This window comes from Methylocapsa polymorpha (assembly GCF_045689225.1).
Taxonomy (GTDB): domain Bacteria; phylum Pseudomonadota; class Alphaproteobacteria; order Rhizobiales; family Beijerinckiaceae; genus Methylocapsa; species Methylocapsa polymorpha.
On the sequence record NZ_CP136862.1, the window covers coordinates 2834262 to 2856427 of the forward strand.

Sequence of the window (22166 nt, forward strand, 5' to 3'; positions counted from 1 at the left end):
AATGGCTCGCCCGCCTATGGGCGTCGCGCGAAATAGGGCTCCACCCAACCGTCAATTGACGCTGGAGCTTGCGCCTTCGCCGTGCTTCGACCGCGAGGATTTCTTCGTCTCGGGTTCGAATGAGAAAGCCTATGCGATGATCGAGCTCTGGCCGGATTGGCCGGACTCCGTGCTGCTCCTTCTCGGGCCCTCGGGCGCCGGCAAGAGCCATCTCGCCGCGATCTGGGCCGCGAAAGCGAAGGCCGGCGTCCTATCCGCCGCTTTGCTGGCGAAGGCGGATCGAGAAGCCTTGGCCGCCGGGCCGCTTCTCGTCGAGGATGTCGATGCAATCGGCGAAGCTGAAACCGAACTGTTTCACCTCGTCAATCTCATGCGCGAGCGCGGCGCCTCGCTGGTTCTCACGGCGCGGACCCCGCCTGATGTTTGGGGGCTGCGCACTGCCGATCTCTTGTCGCGCCTGCGTCTCGCGCCTTGCGTCGAAATTGGAATGCCGGACGAAGCCTTGATGCGGGCCGTCCTTGTCAAGCTCTTCATCGACAGGCAGCTTATTGTCGATGCGAGCGTCGTCGAATATGCCGCTTTGCGCCTCGACCGCTCGCTCGGTGCGGCGCGCGCGTTTATCGCCGCCCTTGATCGCGAGGCCCTGTCGCGGCAAAGCCGGATCACGAGGGCGATGGCCGCGGATGTGCTTCGGGTTTTGTCGGATGACGCCGACGATCCGGGTTTGCAGGGCGAAGGATAATAGTCAGTTTTAATTTCGCTTTTCGACCCAACCTCGTCGTTCCAAGACCAACTTCCGATTCTCCGCAGCAGCCGTTCACGAAGTTCGGGCGCCGACTGCGGAGCGCCCACGGCGGACGTTGGCCGGCCGCCACGAACCGGACTTCCACCTCGGCGGTATCGCAATCGCAGGGCGGACACTTTCGCGGCCGATGTGGGCGCCCCCTCGCCGACGGCCGGTCAAGCTTCATGCTGACCATTCCGTAATGACGCCTTTTGCCGTCGCGCCCAGCGCCAGACGGTTTCGCAGGAGACGACGATCCCGCGTTTGAGCAGTATTTCCCCGACCAAACGCAGGCTGAGCGGAAAATGGAACTACAGCTACGCGGCGTGGGCGATGATCTGGCTGGGAAACGATGGAGCTTGTAGCTGATGGGGTAGGATCATGCCCGGCCGAGACTACCCGCCAAATTACTCGCAGCCAGCTAACGTGACAAAGCCTTATCCCGACAACCGGATTCGCTCAATGATACGCTATCGCCTGTCCATTTCGGGACGAATCGCCAAGGAGGAGACATGCAAACCAAACTGGAACGAAACATCCAGATGGGCGTTGGCGACGATGAGGTCTTTTCTTTGACCCTCACAGGAGGCGTCGAATAGCCTCATAGGAGGTGCGTTATGGATATTAAAAGGATTTTGATCGTATCCGGAACCGCCCTGTTCGCGCTCACCGCGACCGCTTCAGCCGGTCCTATGAGCATATCGAGCTCGCAGCTTATAACCCCACCAACACAGATCGAGCAGGCCCACTATTACTATGGGCATCACTATCGACACTATGGCTGGCGCCCTGGCTGGAGGCATTATGGCTGGAGGCACCATGGCTGGCGGCACTATGGCTGGCGCCCTGGCTGGCACAGATACTACGGTTACGGTTACGGCTACGGCTACCCTTACGGGTATGGAGCGGGATTAGCGGCCCTCGGGACCGCGCCTCTGATGACTGGCCGAAGCGTGGCGATTTCCCCCGCAGCGGGCTCCGGAAATTATTGCGCGACTCCCGTGAAGACGTGCTTGCTCTATGAGCCGGGATGGCTCGGGACTGGCTGTTCTTGCAAGGTCTACGACGGCTACGCGCGGGGATTTGTCGAGTAGAAGTCTAGCGAGAGCGAAGGATACAGAAGCTTCGACAAGACTGCGGCGGAGACAGGACTCGGGCGCAGTCTTTTTTAAATGCGCCCTCATAGGCAAAAAGTGTCACGCGTTGCCATTAACGAACGCCTTAAACGGAGGATGTTTGCGATGAGGATGATGACGGTTCATGGATTCGCTGCCGCGGCATTAGGTGCGGCGCTAGCAGTAGGGCTCGGCGCCCACGCTCAAGCGGCTGCCCCCGCGAACTATTCGCGAGCCTGCACGGAAATTGTTGCATCCAACGGCTTCGTTGCGTCCAACAGCTTCGTGGAGAAGGCGCTTTATGCCCGTCGTGTGGTGCGCCGCACCGCTCGCCGGACAGCCCGTCGCCACAGCTACTAAATCGCGAAGATGATGGCCGCCGAGCGCGGCGGGTCATAAAACGAGTGTCGAGTGATCTAGGTGCTGCAGGCGAGGGCCTGCAGCACCTAGAGCATCCAGCTTCATCGATGACGCCCTTTGGCGAGCACGAGACTTCGAGGCAAAGGTGCGACATGTTTTCGCTAAAGGCTCGGCTGCGCACATCGGCGTGGGTATTTTGCGTTTATAAGGAAAGGCTTCGCCAAGCACGCAGGGTGTCATGAGGCAAATTTTCGACTTTGTGAAAACGACGGTGGTCGGTGGCGTTATCTTCTTGCTCCCCTTCGCTGCGGTGCTCCTCGTTGTCATCAAGGCAGGCAAGATGGCTGTCGATTCCGCGACGCCACTCGCGGAAAAGCTGCCAATTTCAAAAGGCGAGGCGGTTCTCGCCGTTTATGTCGTCGGGACTTTTTCGCTTGTGCTATTGGCCTTCGCCGCTGGGCTTTTCGTGCGTTCTTTTAAAATTGAAAAGGACGCGGCATCCTTCCTTGAAGAGAAGGTCCTAAACAAACTGCCCCCCTACGTCGCCGTTCGTAAATACGCTGATCGCTTGGCAGGGTTGGAGGCAAAGACGAACGAAGACCTCAAGCCGGTCCTGGTGCGCATGAACAATGGATGGCGCCTTGGGTTCCTTGTCGACGCGTTCAACGATGGCCAAGTCGCCGTGTTTATGCCCGGCGCGCCTGACCCTTCGTCGGGAGTGGTGCAGATTGTCAGCGCCGACCACATCACTCCTCTCAATATTTCTTGCCGAGACGCACTCGCGTGCCTCGAGCAGTCCGGGCGTGGCCTTTCGAATCTCTTGGCAAGATCGTCCTTTGAAAAGCAGAATTTGAACGCCGGCGCAGCCCTCCTGGGCGATTAACTATCGGCCCCGAATTCGGCCGCGACCCAAGTTAGGCCAATTACGACGCCCACGCGCTCTATTCTGGCGGCAGCAAAGTTCAGCCTGCCCAGTGTCGCGTTGTGCCTAGATGTTTGATCCCAGGCTTTGATGGCGCTTTCTTGTCGAAAGAATCAAGGGATGCGCTCGGGCCAGGTTCTGCGCGGGAGGGCCACGACGACAGTGGTGGTCGATACATCGCGGAAGGCTGAGAACGCTGGCAAAACGCGACGGGATCAATCAGAAGACCGTTGCCACGTGGCGCACTACCGTCAAAGCTAACAGACGGTCTCATCGGCGCTTGCGGGCGAGCGCTGCCGCTCGATCGTGCGGACGACAATGTCCGTTCCGCAGCGCTGATCGGGCTAAGCGGCCGTTCTGCTTTCGGCCAGGCCAAGTCATAGAAAGAATGACCGCTTGACACCCATCGCATACAATCCGAGCCCCTCCGCCGCGAGGAAGCGGACCGCTCGCAGCTATGACGTTATTTCACGGCCCGACATAGCGGATCACGCGGCCGCGCGGGTCCGTGATCAACTCCCCTTCAGAAACCTTGGAATCGGCCGCCGAGCGGCCGGTCACGACATCGGGTCCGCGCAAGAGCGAGCCGCCGCCCTCCGAGCGATGCGCGTCGATCGCCGTCAGGGCTGCGCGGGCGCGGCTGGACAGTCCCTTTGTCTCGGATAATTTCGCGAATTCCTCGGGCTTGTGGTGATCTCTCGAGTCGTCGCCGGTGAAAACCCGTATACCGCGCTCCGTCATGACTGCGTCGCCATCCTGCAGGCTGTCGTCCTCCATGATGCCCGGCGCCGCATGCGACCCCGCCGCGTGACGCGTTTTTTCCACGGCCGCGAGGTGACGATGATGAAGCACGACGACCCTGGGCCTGCGCGCGTGGAAATAGGCATGGGGATGCCAGCGCGGCCCCATTCCGCCAGGATAGCCTGGCGCCGGGCTCCGAAGCACGGGCTGCGGACCGAAGAGGAAGTCGAAAAACCCTGCATGGGCGCCATTCAGAGACGATGCGAGCGCCGCCGCCGCGATCGCCAAGACGCGCGCATGGCGTCCGAACCCCAAGATAAGCCTCTGCGAAAAACCCACGCTCATGTCTCCGTCGCATAGTCGCGGCCAGAACCGTCTGGCCGGATTCTAGTCTGCAGCGCCGAGCAATGGCGCGACGCGCCGCGTCTCAGGCGCGCTTCAAGAACTGTTCATACTCGCTCCGCACCAAGCCTGCGCCATAGCGGCGTTCGAGACGCAGAATTGTGAAATGACCGCGCGCGAGCGTCTGGAAATGATCGACGAAGGCGTAATTAATCGCCGCGCCGCAAACGCCGCCGACCACCGGGATGCTTTGGGCCGCGAGCTTCTGCGAAACCACTATGCCGAACCGGGCGCCGATCTGCGTCACGAAACGGACCAGGACCGGGGCGGCCTCTTCGGCGAGGCCGCGCTCGACGAGATAGTGGGCGGCTTCGCTCACTGACTTCGCCAGAATTGCGCGTACCGCGAAATAGCCTGTCTCCAGGCCGGCGTCGGCCGCGCCGCGCGCCAGGGGCCCCGCATAGGGCCGCCCGCCGAGAGCGAAGACCTCGAGGCAGGCCAATGCGGCCTGAGGATGCGACAAATCCTCGCCTTCGCTCTTTGCTATGGCCGCGATCGAACGCAGCATGACCGTCGTCGTAAAGGGCAACTCAACGGCCAGGGCCGAAAAACCAAAGGCGCCGCCGGCGGCTCCGGCCAAGACCGCGGCGCTCTTGTGGAGGCGACGGGAGTCTCGGGCAGGCCTTCCGTCGAGGCTGCGAAGCGCCAAGGCGAGGGCGCTTTTGATCGCAGCCTCGGCGGCCTTGTTGGCGATTTCGGAAACATGCGGCGGAATGATCGATCCAATGACGCCGACCTGTCGGCCGAGAAGAGATGTAAGCCGCATCGCCAGACTGGTGCGCTCAAGCTCCTGCGCGGCGCGCTCCAGCGCCGTGAGATCGTCGGCGGACAGAGCCGAGACGCGGCTTGGAACGAGCCAGCCGCTGGCTGCGGACGGAGCTATATTCATCTGAGAGGTCAATGTCTTAATCTCTGGTCCCGCGCTGCGCCGAAGGCCGCCCTGCATGGATGTATTTCAAAATTCAGGCGACCCATCTGATACACGAGGAGCCGCGCCGAATCGATCGCGCTGAGGCATGTTGACTGGAAAACCGCGATCAAATTTGACTTTTGAGACATATTATCATGCGGCATAAACCATTTGACGCCTTAAAACAGAACTCTTTCCGAGGCGCTTGGTTCGGTCGACGCGCGTATAGCTAATTGAGCGGCGGCGCCCTCGGGTTCAAGGGCGAAAAACAATTCCGTCAAATTTGAGCGACCTGGTTGCGACGCGATTAAACGCGAAAAGCCTCCCTCGGCCTTATGCCTCAATTCGATAAAATCTGATCGAACCGCTTAAGCGCGCGGCAAAACGGCGTCGTCAAAGCTGCCCCGGACAAGACGTAGGGGAAGCAGGCATGAAAGATCGGGCGGCAAGGTCAGCGCAGGCTTCGGGTCTCGCATCATTTCACGTCCTTTCGGCCTGCCTCGGCTTGTTTTTTGGTCTTTCGAACTGGTTTGCCGCTGTCCCGAGCGCGCATGCGGCGGGCGCGCCGCGGGCGTCCTATGCTCCGATCGGCGAGCCGGCGAGCGTGCCTTATGGCTGGACGGATTTTTGCCGCCGCTATGACGGGGAATGCGACGATAGCCCGCTTCCGCCTATCGAGATCAACCTGACGCCAAAGGCGGCAAAAGAAATCGAACGTATCAACAAATGGGTCAATGCGCATATCGAGCCCATGTCGGACATGGATCATTGGGGCGTCGTCGACCAATGGGATTACCCGACCGACGGGAAAGGCGATTGCGAGGATTACGCGCTTTTGAAGCGCAAGCTTCTCATCGTGGAGGGCTTTCCGCGTCAGGCCTTGTTGATGACGGTCGTCAAGGATACGCACAATGACGGCCATGCGCTGCTGACCGTCAGGACCAACGCCGGCGAGTTCGTCCTCGACAATCTGAATAATGAAATGAAGGCTTGGGATCAGACGGGCTATCGTTTCGTCAAACGCCAATCGCAGACCGACCCGAACGCGTGGGTTCAACTCGGCGACCCTACGCCCGCGCCAGACTATGTCTCGCGCTGACTGCCTCCGTCCTGCATGACGGGGTCAAAAATGCCGGCCAAAGGCGAAGCCCAAGATCTTCCAGAGCCCAAAGCCGAAGAGGAAAAGCAGCGAGAGCAGGACCAGGGCGATATAGAGATCGGGGCGGCGCTTTCGTGGTCCTGTTGCGGCGCCGGCTGTTTTGGCGCCGCGCGCGGGCGAAAAACCGGAAGGCCCAACGCCGCTTAGACTCAAAGCGACGGCTATCGCGATCGCATTGGCATGGGCGATGGATAGAAGACAGCCGGGGTGGGTCGGCGCGCCTTCCGCATCGTGAGCGATCTCGACGCGCTTCAGGTCTTCGAAAGGAGCGATCGCTCCTGCAGACTTGACGATCGCTTTCTTCGCCGCCAGAAGGCCGCCGAACGAGGCCTTGGCCGAAGGCTGCTGAATGGAATAGGCGATCTCGGAAGCCGTGAAATTCTCATAATAGAATTCGTGATCGCCGTAATTCTCAGCATCGGGCAGATCGGCGATGGTCACAATTTCGAGGCCGAGACCGCCGCCGGCTCCCTCAAGTAGGGGGCTAGCCGAACCGAGCGATTGGCTGTCTTCCGCAGTGGTCGCGATCTCTACCAATGCCTTTTCGCCTTCCCGCTGATAGCCGATGTTCGTCGCCGGCTTCTGCGCATGCCCCGACACAAGCCCAGCAAGCGATCCGATAGGAACAGCGCCAGAGCCGATCAGAGCAGGGCGTTAGCCATAGCTCGACGTTCGATATCCGCGTCAACAAATATCAAATCCTGAACCGAGCGCAAGGAGGAGCGAGAACTGCGCGCATCTGGCCGTAGTTTCCGGCTAGCGGCTAGAAAGTGACTTTGACTCCGGCGTAAAGCGAGATCGGCTGCATTGGCGTGATTGTCCGCGCATCGCTCGTGAAGGGAGTCGCAGTGGCGAGCTGCGCGTCGGTGCCGGTATCGAAGAACGTTCCATAGGTCGCGCTTCGGTTGTTGAAGAGATTGTTGACGAGCCCGAAGACCTGAAAATTGTCGGTGACTTGGTAGGAGGCATGTAGATTCGCCACCCAATAGGCGGGCAGCTTCGGGTTGAGGTTGGAATTGTCGCCAATGAAATATTGGCTTCCGATAACGCGGACGTCGCCGCCGAGCTTAAACTTTGGCGTAAACCAATAATCCGCGCCGAGTTTGACCTGGTTGCGGGGAATGCCGGGAATATGATTGCCGGGAGTCACGTAAACATTGCCATTCGCGTCGGCGAAGGGGTTGTTCGGCGAGGCTATGGAACCGGCGAAGCGATAAGTGGCGTCGACATAGGCGTAATTCGCATAGACCATCCAATTCGCATTATGAAATTCCACGCCCGCTTCGACCCCTTGCCGGAGCGTCGCCGGAACATTCGCGTAATAACCGAGCCCGGTGATCGTGCTGGCGAGGGAGATGATGTCATTGATGGTTTCGGTGCGGAAGAAGCCCGCTTTCCAATCGATGCGGCCGTCGGTTGCGACCAGGGAGGTTCCGCGCAGACCCGCTTCCACCGTATGCGAGACGACTTGCTTAAGCGGCGGGTCCGAGACAAGCGAGTTCGCCAGCAAACAGGGCCGGTTCGGATCGGCGCAGTCGAGCTCGAGCGGGGTCGGCGCGCGGTTCGCCTCTGAATAGCCAGCGTAGGCGGAAAGGCCGGGCAGAAACTTATAGGCCAGGCCGACGACCGGGTTGATCCTCTTGTAAACGTTGTCGCCATTAAGCTCCGGGGCCAGGCCGGTGGCGTCGGAGGTCGAGATATTCGCTATGTTGAACCGCGCTCCTGCGGTCAAGGCCAGCTCCGGCGTGATGTTGAACGTATCGAGGGCGAATAGGCCAAAATACGTGGTCGTGCCGAAAAGATAGGTCGGCACATAGCCGACCTGGCCCGCCGTCTGAATGATCGAGCCCGAGCCAGGAAACGCGCCTGTCGGAACGACGGAAAAGTCGGGCTGGATGGCGCCGAGCGTGCTGTTCGAGCTGAAGCTGAAAAAGCTTCGATCGACGCTGCCGCCGAAGACGAAATAATTTTCGTGCCCGAAAAACGTATCTTTATTTGTCGCCTGCAGCGTGGTCCCGGCGGTCGTCGAATGGGTGTAGGTGCGGTCGATCGTGCCATAGACCGTTGAGGCCGATGTAGGAATAGGATTGCCGTGCTGGTCCAGGATTACGAAGGCGTTGCCATTGGTCACGCTTGGAAAATTGCCGCTGTTGAGGCAGAGGAAGCCGGGAAAAGTGTTTGGCGTAGAGTTGAGCGAGCAATCCTGCAGATCGGAATCATTGCCGTCGGTGTGGGACTGCTCGAAGGTGCGCAAATAGAAATTGCTCGCGATCGTCCATTGCGGATTGATTGTGAACTTGCCGGTAAAGGCAAGCGACGCGGCGTCGTTGAGCGTCGTCTGCGGCGAGGTGAAAACGCTTCGCTCGTCTATTGAAAGGAGATCGATCGGCGTTGGTCCAACGACGCCGAGGCTCGATCTGGCGCCCGAGGCGATGAGATGCAGCTCCGCATCCGGCGTGCGATAGCCGACGTCCCCATAAAGCCGCACGAGGGACGATGGCGAAAAATAGCGCCAGCCGTCGTCATGTGCGGCGTCCGCCGTCACGTAGAAGCTGTAATTGTCGACTTGCTTGCCATATTCGAACAGGCCGCTGACCCGCCCATAGGATCCGCCCATCACTTGCGCTTCGAGGCCTTGCCACGTGAAGCCGTTCTTCATCTCTATGCTGATCGCGCCGCCGAGCGCATTGAGGCCGAAGATCGGATTGCTTGTGAAGACTTCGGTGCGGCTGATCGCCTGAGGAGGGATCAGGTCCCAATTGACGCTGTCGCCGAACGCCTCGTTGATGCGTATGCCGTTCTGGTAAACGGCGAGCCCTTGCGGCTGGCCTTGCTGCGGCGAAGCGAAGAAGCCGCGATATTGCAATTCCTGCGAGAATGGATTGCCGTTGATGTCGTCGACAAAAATAGCTGGAACGCGCTGCTCCAATGTGTCGGTCACATTAGGGGAGCGCGTGCGCTCGAAGTCGGGGGCCGTCACGGTTTGCACCATGGAGGGAATCTTGTCGCGATCCTCGCCGCCGCCGCCAGGGAGAGGCGTTGTCGAGACCACCTCAACTTCCGGCAGCGCCACGACGCTTGCGGGGGCGGTCTCCTGCGCGAGAGCCTGCGGCGCTGCCAGAGCCGAAAGAGAGGCGCCGAGGGTCAATATGCCAAATACCGGGGATTTCTGCCGCATAGTCGCCACCTAATTGATCGGACGAGTTTAAAGATCAATGAAACTCTACCTGAGATTAGAGTCCGATTGGCGGAGTCACAAGTGACTTTTATGAAACACTGAAGAAATACTGCATTGATTTTGTAGCGGTATACTTAAAAAGTCTCGAGTTGTATGGATTAGTTCACCTTCAAGAATGGAAAAGTTCATTGACGAAATACATTGGATCTATCGCCTGACAGCCGTGCGCTATTGAGCGCTTAAATCCTCCGTCTGCCGCGTCCCGCGCCGCGCGAGGCAAGAATAGATCTGGATAAGACGCCCCTCCACGCCAGGGCGCCGGTCCGGTCGTCAAGAAAGGGAGAAGGGAAGGCCGCGCGCGTCAGCATGCCCGCACGTCTTGCAGTCTGGTAAAGGGAAAATATTGCTGGCGTGGCGCCTGCAGCGGAAGGGCGCAATGCGTCGCGACGGCTCCGACGAAACGCTTAATCCTCGGCTGCTTTGGCGGCTTTGATCTTGACCGAGCGCAAGAGGAACATCGGAACATGGTCGCCCATGCCGACGACGGGCGCGTCGTCATCGTTTTGACGCCCCCGTGATTGGCGTCGAGGCGCCGCATGGATTTCCGCGGCGGCCAAAACAGTCTCGGCGACAGGATGATGCTCTTCGCCCCGCCGTCGAGAGCGGCTCGGCTTCGCGGGTTTCGACTGAGAAGATCCGCCGGCGTCGGCCCCAGCTTCGGCGCCTCTGCGCGACGGGCGGCGGCTGTGCTCCCGGACGGCCGGATGATCCGCGGCTTCGTCGTCCGGAAGATTGGCGAGGGTCTCCTCGCCGAGCCAGTCGATCTTCTGGGCGATCAGCCGCTCTATGTCCGCCACATGTCTCTGATCGGCGCGGGTGATGATCGAGATTGCGACGCCGCTCTTGCCGGCGCGTCCGGTGCGGCCGATGCGATGAACATAATCCTCGGCATGGGTCGGGACGTCGAAATTGAACACATGGCTCACGTCCGGGATGTCGAGGCCGCGCGCGGCGACGTCCGAGCAGACGAGGAGGTCGACATCGCCTGTCTTGAACGCGTCAAGCGACAACATGCGCGCCCGCTGGTCCATGTCGCCATGCAGCGCGCCGGCGTTGAAGCCATGCTTTTGCAGCGATTTATGCAGGACGGCCACGTCGCGCTTGCGATTGCAGAAAATGATCGCGTTCTTGAAATCGGCTGCGCCGCGAATGAGCCTTCGCAGAGTTTCGCGTTTGGCCGGACCGGTCGCCGAGGCGACCAAGCCTTGCGCTATGGTGACGGCGGTCGAGGCGGCGCGGGCGACTTCGATCCGGACCGGATTATGCAGGAAGGTCTCGGTCAACCGGGTTATCTCCGGCGGCATCGTGGCGGAGAAAAACAAAGTCTGCCTGGTGAAGGGCACGAGCTTGCAGATCCGCTCGATGTCGGGAATGAAGCCCATGTCGAGCATGCGGTCCGCTTCGTCGATGACGAGAATTTCGATTCCGGTGAGAAGCAGCTTGCCGCGCTCGGAGAAATCGAGCAGGCGGCCGGGCGTCGCGATCAGAACGTCCGCGCCGCGCATGATCTTGGTTTCCTGATCGCCGAAGGAGACGCCGCCGATCAGGAGGGCGACATTGAGCTTGTGATTGACGCCGTAGCGGGCGAAGCTTTCCTCGACCTGCGCGGCGAGCTCGCGGGTCGGCTCGAGGATAAGCGTGCGGGGCATGCGCGCCCTCGCCCTTCCTTGCTCGAGCCGGGACAACATCGGGAGCGTGAAGGCGGCGGTCTTGCCGGTGCCGGTTTGCGCGATGCCGAGGACATCGCGTCCGGCGAGCGCGTGAGGAATCGCTTGGGCTTGGATCGGCGTTGGAACCGTGTAGCCCGAGGCCTCCACGGCTTGGAGCACCTTGGCGCTGAGACCGAGTTCGCTGAAAGTCATTCTGATCCTGAAATAGGCGTTTATGCTGGAGCTTGGCCAACGAGGTCTAAACCATCGCACGCGGGCGGGCGAGCCTTGGCTTCGAGACGCGCAACTCGTCCAGATTTCGGCAAGATAAACTGCTGAAGCAAGAACTATGCATCGCCCGAATGGAAGCGCTCAGAAGCCATGAGCCTCGTCGCGCGACGCTGGATCTTAGGCGATCGGCCTTTGCATTCTTTGCCGGAAATATCGCCTTAAAGCAATGAAATTACAAGCTACGCTATGATCAGCGAAGCTAAATCCATTGAATTCACCCGCGCTGAATTGCCGCGCTGCGTGCTGAGTTATGATGAACTGCATCACTTGATGCTGTAATTTGCGGCTAGGCGGCGGTTTTGTTTTGCCGGCTGCGACAAGAGCTTCATGAGGCCGAACATGCAGCCGAGCGTGCCAAGATAGGCGAGCAGCTGCAGCTCCGTCGGTTTATCGGTGTAGCCGAGCAGCGTGTGGAGGACGCGGCCGATTATGCTGCTGTCCGGCAAGAGCGACGATGTATTCCACACGGTCCGCCCCAGCGCCGTCGCAATATCCGCTTGTTCGAGGAAGGCGACGCTTTGCGCCGCCATGCCTGCGGCCATGAAGCCGATGAGAAGGCTCGTCACACGGAAAAGATGACGCACCGGGATTGTGATAAGGCCTTTGTAGGTGAGGGCGCAGATGCCGGCGCCGAGCAAGAGCCCAAGAAGCCCGCCGAAAAAGAGGCTGAATCCGGAATCGCCGCTCGAAAGAACGACGCCATAGAGAAACAGCACGACCTCCGAGCCTTCGCGCAAAACCGCGACGCCGACGACGACCGCGAGCGCGATCAGGGAGCGCGACCCGCTGCTGACCTCGCCGCCGATGCGGCGCAACTCCTCGCTCAGCTGGCGGCCGTGGCGCGCCATCCAGACATTGTGCCAAGTGAGCATGATCACGGCGACGCCGAGAATGAAGGCGTTGAAGAGCTCCTGCCCTATGCCCTCAAGCGCATTGGACAGGGCGCCCGCGAAGATAGCGACGAGACACGCGCCGAAAAGCCCGCCGGCGACGCCGCCGACAATATAGGGCGTGCGTTGAGGCATTGTTTTCGTGACGGCAAGGACAATGCCGACGATCAGTCCTGCTTCGATCACTTCGCGCAGGACTATGATAAGAGCGCCGATCACGCTGGAAACTCCCTTTCGCCTGACGGCCTCGAAACGAGCCGCGCGCTTTTCGCCAATAGCCGCGCCGTCTTAGAGCATGTTCCGAAAAAGTTGACCGCTTTTTCGATCAGAACATGCTCCAACCCTTTGAATTTGAGCGATTCCCTTTCGATCAGACGATTTCACCTGATCGGGAAGCGCTCTAGCGTCGCCGCGTTCTGTCCTCGATCGACAAGATCTTCTCGCGAGGCGGAGTTTGCGATGGGACTTGAAAGAAACGCAGACCCTACACGATGAAAGTAAAGCGATCAACGTAAACTGATCCAGTTTAGAACCTATCTAAATAGTCAATACGGAGCCGCTGCGGTCTGAGGCCAGTATTTCTCTCCCGCCTGCAAAGAAAAGACGTTTCAAGATTTGCTCCGGCTCATTTCTCTACCGACCCCGTCTCGCTCGCCCGGCCTTCAGGCGGGCTCCACGCGGCCTATATACAGGCGGCGGTCCGGCTCGCGAAACGGCGACGCATGCCTGACGAACTCGAGACAAAGACCCAATGGCGGAGATGGAGACAATTCGGATCAAACGCGCTTATGATCCGCCACAGCCTGAGGATGGCGCGCGGATTTTGGTCGACCGACTTTGGCCGCGCGGCTTGGCGCGCGACGTCGCGTCGATCGACGCCTGGGCCAAACCTGTCGCCCCGAGCGACGCTCTGCGCCGTTGGTTCGGCCATGATCCCGCCAAATGGCCGGAATTCCGCAGACGCTATCGCGACGAACTTGCCCACAACCCGGCTTTCCTCGATCTGCAGGGCATGGTGCGGTCGAATGCGGTGACTACTTTGCTGTTTGCGGCCAAGGATAAGGAGCGCAACAATGCCGTGGTGTTGCGCGAGGCCCTGAGCGAAGCCATGAAGCGGTGACGCGGCGCGCTCCCAAACGATCTAGAGCATGTTCCGAAAAAGTTGATCGACTCTTTCGATTAGAACATGCTCCAACTCTTTGAATTTGAGCGTTTCCTTTTCGATCAGATGATTCCATCTGATCGGGAAGCGCTCTAGCCGCCGCGCGCCCTATTTCCTTTCGCGCAACGCGACCCAGAACCGGCGGCGGTCGGAGCGGCGCAATATGTCGAACGGAATAGTGCGATTGACCTTGTCGGCGCCGAGAAGGCGGATGAGATCGTCGGCGCCGGTGACCGGAAGGCCGTCAACGGCGAGCACTATGTCGCCAGTGAGCAGGCCCGCGTGGTCGGCCGGGCTTTCCGTCTCGACCATGCTGACCACGGCGCCCGTCGTCTGTCCAAGGCCGAGCCGCAGCGCGATCCGGCGCGGCAGCACGATCGTGCCCGCGCCAATGCCGAGATAGGCGCGGCGGACCCGCCCATGCGCCACGAGCTCGCCGAGGACGAAGCTCGCGGTATTCGACGCAACCGCGAAACAGATGCCTTGGGCGCCGGTAATGATCGCCGTGTTGACGCCGATGACCTCGCCTTTCGAGGAGACGAGCGGGCCACCTGAATTGCCGGGATTGAGCGCGGCGTCGGTCTGGATCACGTCTTCGATCAGACGATTGTTCTTCGACCGCAAGGAGCGTCCGAGCGCCGAGATGACGCCGGCCGTCACGGTTGCGTCGAAGCCGAGCGGGTTGCCGATCGCGATGGCGATTTCGCCGGGTTTCAGCTTCTTGGAATCGCCCAGCCGGGCCGCTTGAAGAGTTGCGCTTTCGTCTATTCGCACGAGGGCGAGATCGGTGTCCGGATCGTCGCCGAGGACGCGGCCGGAGAGGCTGCGCCCGTCGAGCGTCGTCACATCGGCCCGCTTGGCCCCTTGCACGACATGGCTATTGGTGAGGACGAGCCCGTCGGGCGAGACGATGACGCCGGAGCCGGACCCGGCTCTTCTTCCGTCGCCGCGACGGATGTCGAGACGCACGACGCTTGGCCCGACGCGCTCGACGACCCGCGTCACGCTTTTCGAATAGGCGTCGAGAAGCGAATTATCCGGCGACTCATTGTCTTGGCCCGCATCCATATCGGAGGAGGCTGGCGCGCCGGCATTAAATCCCGCCTCCGCCTCGTCGAGCACGAAAGAGGGATAAAACTCAGTCAAGGCATGAAGATTTTTTTCCATGCCAATTATATGGAGCCGGATCGCCAGTGTTTAAGAGGCGCGCGGCGACGCGGCTAGGCGAGTTCAGCCGGGAATGCCCGGGCTCGGGGTCATGAAACGGGAGCCCGACGATTTTGCGAGGAGAATATTGTCGAGGAACTGCTTTGCGCTATTCGCCCAGGTGAAGGTGAGCGCATGGGCCCTCGCCATCTCGCGCGGGATCTCGAGGGCGGCGAGACAGGCCGCGCGCAGGTCATTGTCGAGTACGCCCGCGCCGCTCGCGCCGATGACGTCGAGGGGGCCCGGCACGGGCAAGGCCGCCACGGGCAGGCCGCAGGCAAGCGCTTCGAGAAGGACCATGCCGAACGTGTCGGTGCGGCTTGGAAACACGAAGACATCCGCCGAAGCATAGTGAACGGCCAGCGCGTCGCTGGTTTGCGAGCCGTAAAAATGCGCTTGCGGATAGGCGGCCTGAAGGGCGCGACGCGACGGACCGTCGCCGACGACCACCTTTGATCCCGGCAGATCCAAGGCGAGGAACGATTCGACATTCTTTTCGGGAGCGAGACGCCCGGCGTAAAGAAAGATCGGCCGCGGCAGGTCTATGACCGACGCCTTGTCCGGGGTGAACTGGCTGTGGTCCACGCCGCGCGACCAGTACATCAAGCGCTGAAATCCGCGTCTTTGCAGATCGTTCGCGATCGAGGCCGTCGACACCATGACGCCTGACCCGGCGTTATGAAAGCGCCGCAACAAAGCATAAGTTATGGATTCAGGGATTCGCGCGCGGGCCGAAATATATTCGGGAAAGCGGGTGTGATAGCTCGTCGTGAACGATCGCTTCGAGCGCAAGCAATAATAGCGCGTGGCGAAGCCCACCGGGCCTTCAGTCGCGATATGGATATGGTCGATCGAGGGACCGTCGAGCCGTTTCGAGACGCCCCTCGGGCTCGCCAGGGCAAGCCTGATCTCGCCATATGTGGGGAGCGGAACCGAAGCAAAGCCTTGCGGCGTCAGGAATTCTATTTCGGCCCCAAACTCGCCCAAGGCTTTCGCTACGGATTCGAGGGAGCGAACGACGCCGTTGATTTGAGGCTTCCAAGCATCCGTCGCAATCAGTATTCGCATCAAGCGGCAGCCTTTGTCACCGCTCGCGCTTCGGCTGCGAGGGCCGCCTGCCGGCGCTGCTCGGCAGTAAGCTGCCACTGCAGGATCTCGAGGCGGCCATCCTCATGCTCGGCGATGGCGGTGCAGGATTCGACGAAATCGCCGCAGTTGATATAGAGAATTCCATCCATCTCCCGAACCGCGGCATGATGGATATGCCCGCAAACCACGCCGTCAGCATGCTGACGCCGCGCAGCCTCCGCCAAGGCGACTTCAAATGCTCCGATGAAGTTCACCGCATTCTTTACCTTGAGCTTGGCCCAGGCCGACAGGGACCAATAGGGAAACCCGAGCGAACGCCGCGCCCTATTGAACCAAATGTTCGACCAAAGCGCAACTCCATAGGCCCAATCGCCGAGCCAGGCGAGCCAGCGCGCATGCTGCACCACGATGTCGAACTGGTCGCCATGGACGATGAGCAGACGTTTGCCGTCGCCGGTGACATGATAGGCGTGATTGACGACCTCGACGCCGCCGAAAATCGTCCCAATGAAATCGCGGGCGAATTCATCGTGATTGCCGGGCACGTAAAGCATCCGGGCGCCTTTGCGCACTTGGCGCAAAAGCTTCTGCACGACGTCATTATGCGCCTGCGGCCAGTACCAGCCGCTCTTGAGCCGCCATCCGTCTATGATGTCGCCGACGAGGTAGATCGTATCGGCTTCATTATATTTCAGGAAATCGAGCAGGAGTTCGGCCTGACAGCCTCGCGTCCCAAGATGGATGTCGGAGAGAAAGATCGTGCGATAACGGGTTGGCTCGGATTCGTGGCTCACCGGAGCGACCTGTGCTAGTCTTGTGAAATATTATGTCTGAAAGGAAAATCAGATTCTCATGGCTTTTGGATGACAGCCGCCGGCAATAGCTCGGTCCTCCTCAGCCTTTACGCCGTTCCGGACAAATCAACTTCATTGGCTAAGATCAAAACGCAATGTTGCGCCGCCCAGGCGGAGCCTGATCAAGGCGTGCTGGCTTAAGGCCGCGCAATCCTGACGTATTCTCGATGATCGCAACAGTTAATCATTAGCTTCTACCACGCCATAAGATTCGGGGCAAACTGGCCGTCCCGCTCAGGATTGGGGAATTTTGCGCCACAAAACAATCGTTCGATATTCCAAACGAAATCGTCTATTTTCACAAACGAGACTTGGAGCGATTGAGTAGGATCAATGGGCGTCGAAGGGCGTGACAAGGTCAAGGTTCTGGAAGCGGGCGCGCTGGCTTTGTCGAGCCAGCTCGGCAAGACCGTGCAGCGGCTGCGCAAGGCCTATAATCTTTCCCTTTCCGAGCTTTCCGAACAATCGGGCGTCGCCAAATCCATCATCAGCCAGATCGAGCGCAACGAGACCAATCCGACGCTCGCCACGATCTGGCGGCTCGCGCAAGCTCTCGATGTGTCGATCGAACGGGTGCTGCAGGCCGCCGACGACGAGCCTTTTCTCGAGAAATCCTCGCGTGGCGACACCCCGATCCTTGTGTCGGACGACGGCAAGTGTCGGCTCGCCGTCGTCGGCTGGATCAAGACGGTCGAATGGCTGCAATGGTATGATTTCTCCGCCGATCCCGGCGGCGTGCTCGAATCCGAGGCGCATCAGCGGGGCTCGGTCGAAAGCCTGTCGATCAGCGAGGGGGAGCTCGAGGTCGAGGTCGGCGGCGCGATCGAACGGGCCAAAGCCGGCGAAACCTTACGTTATCGCTGCGACCGGCCGCACACGATCCGCAATGTCTCGCAAAAACCGGCCACGGCCATGATGGTCTGCATTCTCAAAGCCGCGGCGATGGAATGATTCGATCTCTCAGGCTCTATGGCGTAAGCGTCGGCGGTTGCTTCACTTATTCGATCCGAAAGTTGGCTGGACAAGGATGAGGCGGACGGGAGATTGACTCTGTCGAGACCGCGACGGATCGACGCCGGCGCCCGCGACCGGACGGCGTTGTATCTTTCGATTCTCGCCGCGACCTTGTTTTTGCCGGTCGGCGTGCATCTCCCTTATTTCCCGGTCTGGCTCTCCGCGCGCGGACTCTCCGATGCGCAGATCGCAACCGTCCTCGCCGCGCCGATCGCGCTGCGGGTCATCGCAACTCCGCTCATCGCGACAATCGCCGACAAGCGCGGCATTGCGATCGTGCTCGCCGCTTGCGCGCTTGCGATCCTCATTGGCTATTGCGGCCTCGGTTTCGCCCGAGGCTATGCGCCGATCTTCGCGGGCGTGATTTTCGTGGCTATGGCGATGGGCGCCATGCCGTCGCTCGCCGACGCCTTGACGCTCGCCGAAATTCGCCGCGTCGAGATGGCTGGCTCCGGGCGGATCGCCTACGGCCATGTTCGAGTCTGGACCTCGATCGGCGTGCTCGCGATGATGCTCTTGTCGGGACGAATCGTCGGGCTGTTTCCTGGCGAGCGAATCATTTTTGCTCTCGCGGGCCTGGCGATCTTGCCGGCGCTCGTCGCAATTCTCGCCGCCGCCACGCTGAAAAAGGCGCAATTTTTCCACGCGCAGCAAGATAGCCCAACCGCCGATCGGACGCGGCTGCTGCTTGCGATCGTCGCGATTGGCGCGGCCGCGCTCATCCAGGCGAGCCATGCCGAGGTCTATTCTTTCGCGACCCTGCATTGGAGGAAGGCGGGTTTGTCGCCGGACTTCATCAGCGCGGCCTGGGCGATAGGGGTCGCTTCCGAAGCGCTGGTCATGATCATCGCAGCGCGGTTTTTCGGCGCCGAAAAAAACGCGATCTCCTTTCTGGTCGTCGGTGCGGCGGGCGCTGTGCTGCGCTGGCTCGCGATGAGTTCAGATCCTGACCCTTGGCGTCTTATCGTCTTACAGGCGGGGCACGGCTTGAGCTTTGGAGCGACAACCTGCGGCAGCGTGCTGCTCCTTGGAAGCCTCGCCGCGGCGACGCATCGGACGCGCATGCAGGGCTGGCTCGCGGCGGCCACGGCGCTGAGCCTCGCGGCGGCGACATTCGCTTGCGGCAGGCTGACCGACAGCTATGGAGAAAAGGCCTATCTCGCCATGGCGGCGCTGGCTGGCGCAGGCTTGGCGCTCGCGCTGGTCGCGGGGCGGATCAAGCTGCGGCTTCATGCGCCTTCGTGAGGCCGGGCTGTTTCATTCTGCGGCGGATCGCTCCGAGGGGAGGCCCGATGACGCAAACAGGGGACCTCCCAAATCGTCGCGGCTCTTGCTTTTGTTATGGTCTCGGGCAATCAGCGTGTACATTGCGGGCGTCACAAATAGCGTAAAAATTGTCCCGATGCTCATGCCCGCCGCGATGACGACGCCGATCGCGAAACGGCTGCGCGCGCCGGCGCCGTCGGCGATGATCAGGGGAATCATGCCGACCACCATGGCCGCCGTCGTCATGAGAATCGGGCGGAGCCGCACGGCGGCCGCATGTTCTATCGCCTTGCGGCGGCTCATGCCTTCATCTTCCTGCAGCCTGTTGGCGAATTCCACCATCAGGATTCCATGTTTGGAGATGAGGCCGATCAGGGTGACGAGCCCGATCTGCGAATAGATGTTCATGCTCGCCGCGCCGACGACGCCAAGAATGTTCAAAGGCAGAAGCGCGCCGAACATCGATGTCGGCAATGCGATGAGAATGATGAACGGATCGCGAAAGCTTTCGAATTGCGCCGCGAGCACGAGGAAGATCACGATAAGCGCGAAAACGAAAGTGAGGAGAAGCGTATTGCCCTCTTGAACATATTGGCGGCTCTCGCCCTGATAGTCGACCGTGAAGCCTTCGGGCAGAAGCTCGGCCGCCTTCTTCTGCAGAAAAGCGATCGTCTCGCCGAGCGTATGGCCGGGGAAGGGCACGCCCTGCAGCGTCGCGGAGTTCAATTGCTGGAAGGTCGGCAGTCCGTTCGGCTGCACGCTCATTGAAACGCTGGCCACCGTCCCCAGGGAGACGAGATCGCCCGAGGCGGTGCGCAGCTGATAGCGGGTCAGCCATTCCGGCGTCAGCCTGAAGTCGCGCGGCGCCTGCGCGATCACCTCATAGCTGCGGCCGCGGAGACTGAAGCGATTGACGTAATTGCCGCCGAGCAGGGTGGCGAGGGAAGAGCCGATTTCCTGCATGTTGAGCCCGAGCCGGTTCGCCCTGTCGGCGTCGATCTGGAGTTCGACTTGCGGCAGGTCGAATTTGAGATCGCTGTCGGTGAAGATGAAGAGGCCGCTTTCGCGCGCCGCGGCCTCGATCTTCGCCATGACGTCGGCGATCTGGCGATAGTCGCCGATGCTGCGGATCACGAATTGAAGCGGCGGACCTCCGGTCGAGCCCGGCAGCGCCGGCGGGGAGAAAGCGATGATCTGGGCGCCGGTGACGCTCGAGAGCTTCGGCTGCAGGGCCTGGATGATCTCCTTCTGATTGCGCTTGCGCTCGCCCCAAGGCTTCAGGATGAGACCGCCGAACCCCTGATGCACGCCGGCCGACCCGTTGATCAGAAAGACATGGTCCTTCTCCGGAATCTGGTCGGCCGCCGCCTGCACCTCCGCGGTCGCTTTCTCCATGTAATCGAGATTGGCGTATTGCGGCGTCTTGATCAGGGCGAAGATCGCGCCTTGGTCTTCCTCGGGCGCAAGCTCCTTCGGAGTCGACATGAACATCACGGCGGTCAACGCGAGAACCCCGACGAGGATCAAGACGGTCAAGGCGCGAAAGTTCAGGCTCTTTTCGAGACGGCGCTGATACGCTCTGCGAAGCTTGTCGAACATTCGGTCGAGGAATGCCACGAAGCCGCGCGCTTCGCCCTGCGGCGGCTTCAACAGGAGCGAGCACATCATCGGCGACAAGGTGAGCGCGATGATTCCGGAAACGATGACGGCGCCCGCGAGCGTGAAGGCGAATTCGCGAAACAACGCGCCTGTCAGGCCGGAGACGAAGCCGATCGGCGCATAGACCGCGGCGAGCGTGATCGTCATCGAAATGACGGGGCCGGTGATCTCGCGCGCCCCCAGCAGGGCGGCGTCGCCCGCAGGCATCCCCTCTTCCATGTGGCGGTAGATGTTCTCGACGACGACGATCGCGTCGTCGACAACGAGGCCGATCGCGAGCACGAGGGCGAGCAGCGTCAGGAGGTTCAGCGAATAGCCAAGCGCCAGGATGACGATCATCACCCCGATCAGGGACAGCGGGATGGTCACGATCGGAATGATCGTCGAGCGCAGATTGCCGAGGAAAAGAAAGATCACGACGACCACGATGATCGCCGCTTCGGCAAGGGTTTTTTCGACCTCGTGGATCGAGGCCCGGATGAAATTCGTCGCGTCATAGGCGATGGCGGCGTCGAGGCCGACAGGGAGTTGCGCCTGGATCTCTGGGAAAGCGGCGCGGACCGCGTTGATCACGTCGAGCGGGTTCGCCGTCGGGGTCGAATAGATCCCGACAAAAACCGCTTTCAGCCCATCGAACATGGAGGAGGAATCGACCGATTCCGGCCCGAGCTCGATTTCGGCTATGTCGCCGAGCCGGGTTAGAGCGTCGCCGCGCGCCATGACGACGAGCTGGCCGAAAGCCCTGGCGGAATCGAGCGAGGTTTGCGCATTGATGCTCGTCTGGACGAAATCGCCCTTGATCTGGCCCGCGGCGGCGGTGAAATTATTCGCCGCCAGGGCGATCCGAACGTCGTTCGGCGTCACGCCCCGCGCGGCCATCCGGTTTGGATCGAGCCACACCCGCATCGCGAAGGTCTGGCCGCCGAGGATCTGCGCATTGGCGACCCCGTCGATCGTCTGCAGCTTTGGCTGAACGACCCTCGTGAGGTAATCGGTGATCTGCGAAGCGTTGAGCAGCTTCGAGTTGAACGACATATAGAGAAGCGCGGTCGAGTCGCCGGTCTGCTTCACGACGACGGGGTCGAGCGCCTCGCGCGGCAGGACATATTTGACCTGGTTCACTTTCGACAGAACGTCCGCGACCGCCCGGTCCGGATTGGCGTTCAGGAGAAGATTGAGAGTGATGGTCGAGACATTCTGCTGCGAGTCAGACACCAGCGTGTCGACGCCTTCCGCGCTCGCCACGGCCTGGGCGATCGGCGTCGTGATGAAGCCCTTGATCACATCCGCATTGGCGCCCGGGTAGGTCGTCGTGACGGTGATCGTGGTCGAGGACAGTTCGGGATATTGTCGGACCTGAAGCTTGAACGCGCATTGCAGCCCGACGAGCAGAATCAGGAGGCTGACCACGCTGGCGAGCACCGGCCGGCGAATGAAAACATCGGTGAATGACAT

Annotated in this window: 16 protein-coding genes; 6 read left to right on the top strand and 10 right to left on the bottom strand. The window is 60.7% G+C overall.

From position 1 onward, the window contains the following. Position 1: 1 nt before the first annotated feature. Both RZS28_RS13095 and RZS28_RS13100 read left to right on the top strand, forming a co-directional pair. Positions 2-742 carry a hypothetical protein gene (locus tag RZS28_RS13095; RefSeq protein WP_407338184.1) on the top strand — a complete coding sequence of 247 codons (741 nt, stop codon included), beginning with the start codon at positions 2-4 and terminating at the stop codon, positions 740-742. A gap of 1755 nt (positions 743-2497) precedes the next feature. Beyond that, positions 2498-3142, top strand: coding sequence for a hypothetical protein (locus tag RZS28_RS13100; RefSeq protein WP_407338185.1), 645 nt, complete (start codon positions 2498-2500; stop codon positions 3140-3142). Between the two features lie 507 nt (positions 3143-3649). Here RZS28_RS13100 and RZS28_RS13105 read toward each other — a convergent pair. Next, complete coding sequence (locus tag RZS28_RS13105) at positions 3650-4261, bottom strand: hypothetical protein (RefSeq protein WP_407338186.1); 612 nt, start codon at positions 4259-4261, stop codon at positions 3650-3652. Between the two features lie 88 nt (positions 4262-4349). After that, entirely contained in the window at positions 4350-5213 is an 864-nt protein-coding gene (locus tag RZS28_RS13110) for an EcsC family protein (protein WP_407338187.1), read from the bottom strand. A gap of 451 nt (positions 5214-5664) precedes the next feature. Here RZS28_RS13110 and RZS28_RS13115 point away from each other — a divergent pair, with 451 nt between their 5' ends. Then, complete coding sequence (locus tag RZS28_RS13115; protein WP_407338188.1) at positions 5665-6333, top strand: transglutaminase-like cysteine peptidase; 669 nt, start codon at positions 5665-5667, stop codon at positions 6331-6333. A gap of 24 nt (positions 6334-6357) precedes the next feature. On the opposite strand, the gene RZS28_RS13120 is transcribed toward RZS28_RS13115, so the two are convergent. The 4 genes from RZS28_RS13120 to RZS28_RS13135 form a co-directional block, all read right to left on the bottom strand. After that, entirely contained in the window at positions 6358-6993 is a 636-nt protein-coding gene (locus tag RZS28_RS13120; protein ID WP_407338189.1) for a hypothetical protein, read from the bottom strand. A gap of 163 nt (positions 6994-7156) precedes the next feature. After that, entirely contained in the window at positions 7157-9571 is a 2415-nt protein-coding gene (locus RZS28_RS13125) for a TonB-dependent receptor (RefSeq protein WP_407338190.1), read from the bottom strand. A gap of 464 nt (positions 9572-10035) precedes the next feature. Further along, a complete protein-coding gene (locus tag RZS28_RS13130; RefSeq protein WP_407338191.1) occupies positions 10036-11493 on the bottom strand; it encodes a DEAD/DEAH box helicase in 1458 nt (485 codons plus the stop codon). A gap of 341 nt (positions 11494-11834) precedes the next feature. After that, the gene (locus RZS28_RS13135) at positions 11835-12680 is read right to left on the bottom strand and encodes an FTR1 family protein (protein WP_407338192.1); all 846 of its coding nucleotides are present in this window, start codon (positions 12678-12680) and stop codon (positions 11835-11837) included. Between the two features lie 541 nt (positions 12681-13221). Here RZS28_RS13135 and RZS28_RS13140 point away from each other — a divergent pair. Further along, positions 13222-13581 carry a DUF488 domain-containing protein gene (locus RZS28_RS13140; RefSeq protein WP_407341124.1) on the top strand — a complete coding sequence of 120 codons (360 nt, stop codon included), beginning with the start codon at positions 13222-13224 and terminating at the stop codon, positions 13579-13581. Between the two features lie 150 nt (positions 13582-13731). On the opposite strand, the gene RZS28_RS13145 is transcribed toward RZS28_RS13140, so the two are convergent. The 3 genes from RZS28_RS13145 to RZS28_RS13155 all read right to left on the bottom strand — a co-directional run bounded on the left by RZS28_RS13145 (position 13732) and on the right by RZS28_RS13155 (position 16712). Then, the gene (locus RZS28_RS13145) at positions 13732-14691 is read right to left on the bottom strand and encodes a S1C family serine protease (protein WP_407341125.1); all 960 of its coding nucleotides are present in this window, start codon (positions 14689-14691) and stop codon (positions 13732-13734) included. Between the two features lie 162 nt (positions 14692-14853). Next, on the bottom strand, positions 14854-15897 hold the full coding sequence (locus tag RZS28_RS13150; RefSeq protein WP_407338193.1) for a glycosyltransferase family 4 protein: 1044 nt from the start codon (positions 15895-15897) through the stop codon (positions 14854-14856). After that, entirely contained in the window at positions 15897-16712 is an 816-nt protein-coding gene (locus RZS28_RS13155) for a UDP-2,3-diacylglucosamine diphosphatase (protein ID WP_407338194.1), read from the bottom strand. Before RZS28_RS13155 ends, RZS28_RS13150 begins: the two co-directional genes overlap by 1 nt. 393 nt (positions 16713-17105) lie before the next feature. Between RZS28_RS13155 and RZS28_RS13160 the strand changes: the two genes are divergently transcribed. Both RZS28_RS13160 and RZS28_RS13165 read left to right on the top strand, forming a co-directional pair. Next, entirely contained in the window at positions 17106-17723 is a 618-nt protein-coding gene (locus tag RZS28_RS13160; RefSeq protein ID WP_407338195.1) for a helix-turn-helix domain-containing protein, read from the top strand. A 93-nt stretch (positions 17724-17816) separates the two neighbouring features. Next, positions 17817-19031 (top strand): MFS transporter, encoded by a 1215-nt coding sequence (locus RZS28_RS13165; RefSeq protein WP_407338196.1) that lies wholly within the window; start codon positions 17817-17819, stop codon positions 19029-19031. A 12-nt stretch (positions 19032-19043) separates the two neighbouring features. Here the strand turns inward: RZS28_RS13165 and RZS28_RS13170 are convergent, their stop codons facing one another. Continuing rightward, on the bottom strand, positions 19044-22166 hold the full coding sequence (locus RZS28_RS13170) for an efflux RND transporter permease subunit (RefSeq protein WP_407338197.1): 3123 nt from the start codon (positions 22164-22166) through the stop codon (positions 19044-19046).

What these genes read in the sequence shown, in the direction of transcription:
- RZS28_RS13095 (WP_407338184.1), top strand. Translation starts at nt 2, where the DNA reads ATGGCTCGCCCGCCTATGGGCGTCGCGCGAAATAGGGCTCCACCCAAC.
- RZS28_RS13100 (WP_407338185.1), top strand. Translation starts at nt 2,498, where the DNA reads ATGAGGCAAATTTTCGACTTTGTGAAAACGACGGTGGTCGGTGGCGTT.
- RZS28_RS13110 (WP_407338187.1), bottom strand. Translation starts at nt 5,213, where the DNA reads ATGAATATAGCTCCGTCCGCAGCCAGCGGCTGGCTCGTTCCAAGCCGC.
- RZS28_RS13115 (WP_407338188.1), top strand. Translation starts at nt 5,665, where the DNA reads ATGAAAGATCGGGCGGCAAGGTCAGCGCAGGCTTCGGGTCTCGCATCA.
- RZS28_RS13125 (WP_407338190.1), bottom strand. Translation starts at nt 9,571, where the DNA reads ATGCGGCAGAAATCCCCGGTATTTGGCATATTGACCCTCGGCGCCTCT.
- RZS28_RS13130 (WP_407338191.1), bottom strand. Translation starts at nt 11,493, where the DNA reads ATGACTTTCAGCGAACTCGGTCTCAGCGCCAAGGTGCTCCAAGCCGTG.
- RZS28_RS13140 (WP_407341124.1), top strand. Translation starts at nt 13,222, where the DNA reads ATGGAGACAATTCGGATCAAACGCGCTTATGATCCGCCACAGCCTGAG.
- RZS28_RS13145 (WP_407341125.1), bottom strand. Translation starts at nt 14,691, where the DNA reads ATGGATGCGGGCCAAGACAATGAGTCGCCGGATAATTCGCTTCTCGAC.
- RZS28_RS13150 (WP_407338193.1), bottom strand. Translation starts at nt 15,897, where the DNA reads ATGCGAATACTGATTGCGACGGATGCTTGGAAGCCTCAAATCAACGGC.
- RZS28_RS13160 (WP_407338195.1), top strand. Translation starts at nt 17,106, where the DNA reads ATGGGCGTCGAAGGGCGTGACAAGGTCAAGGTTCTGGAAGCGGGCGCG.
- RZS28_RS13170 (WP_407338197.1), bottom strand. Translation starts at nt 22,166, where the DNA reads ATGTCATTCACCGATGTTTTCATTCGCCGGCCGGTGCTCGCCAGCGTG.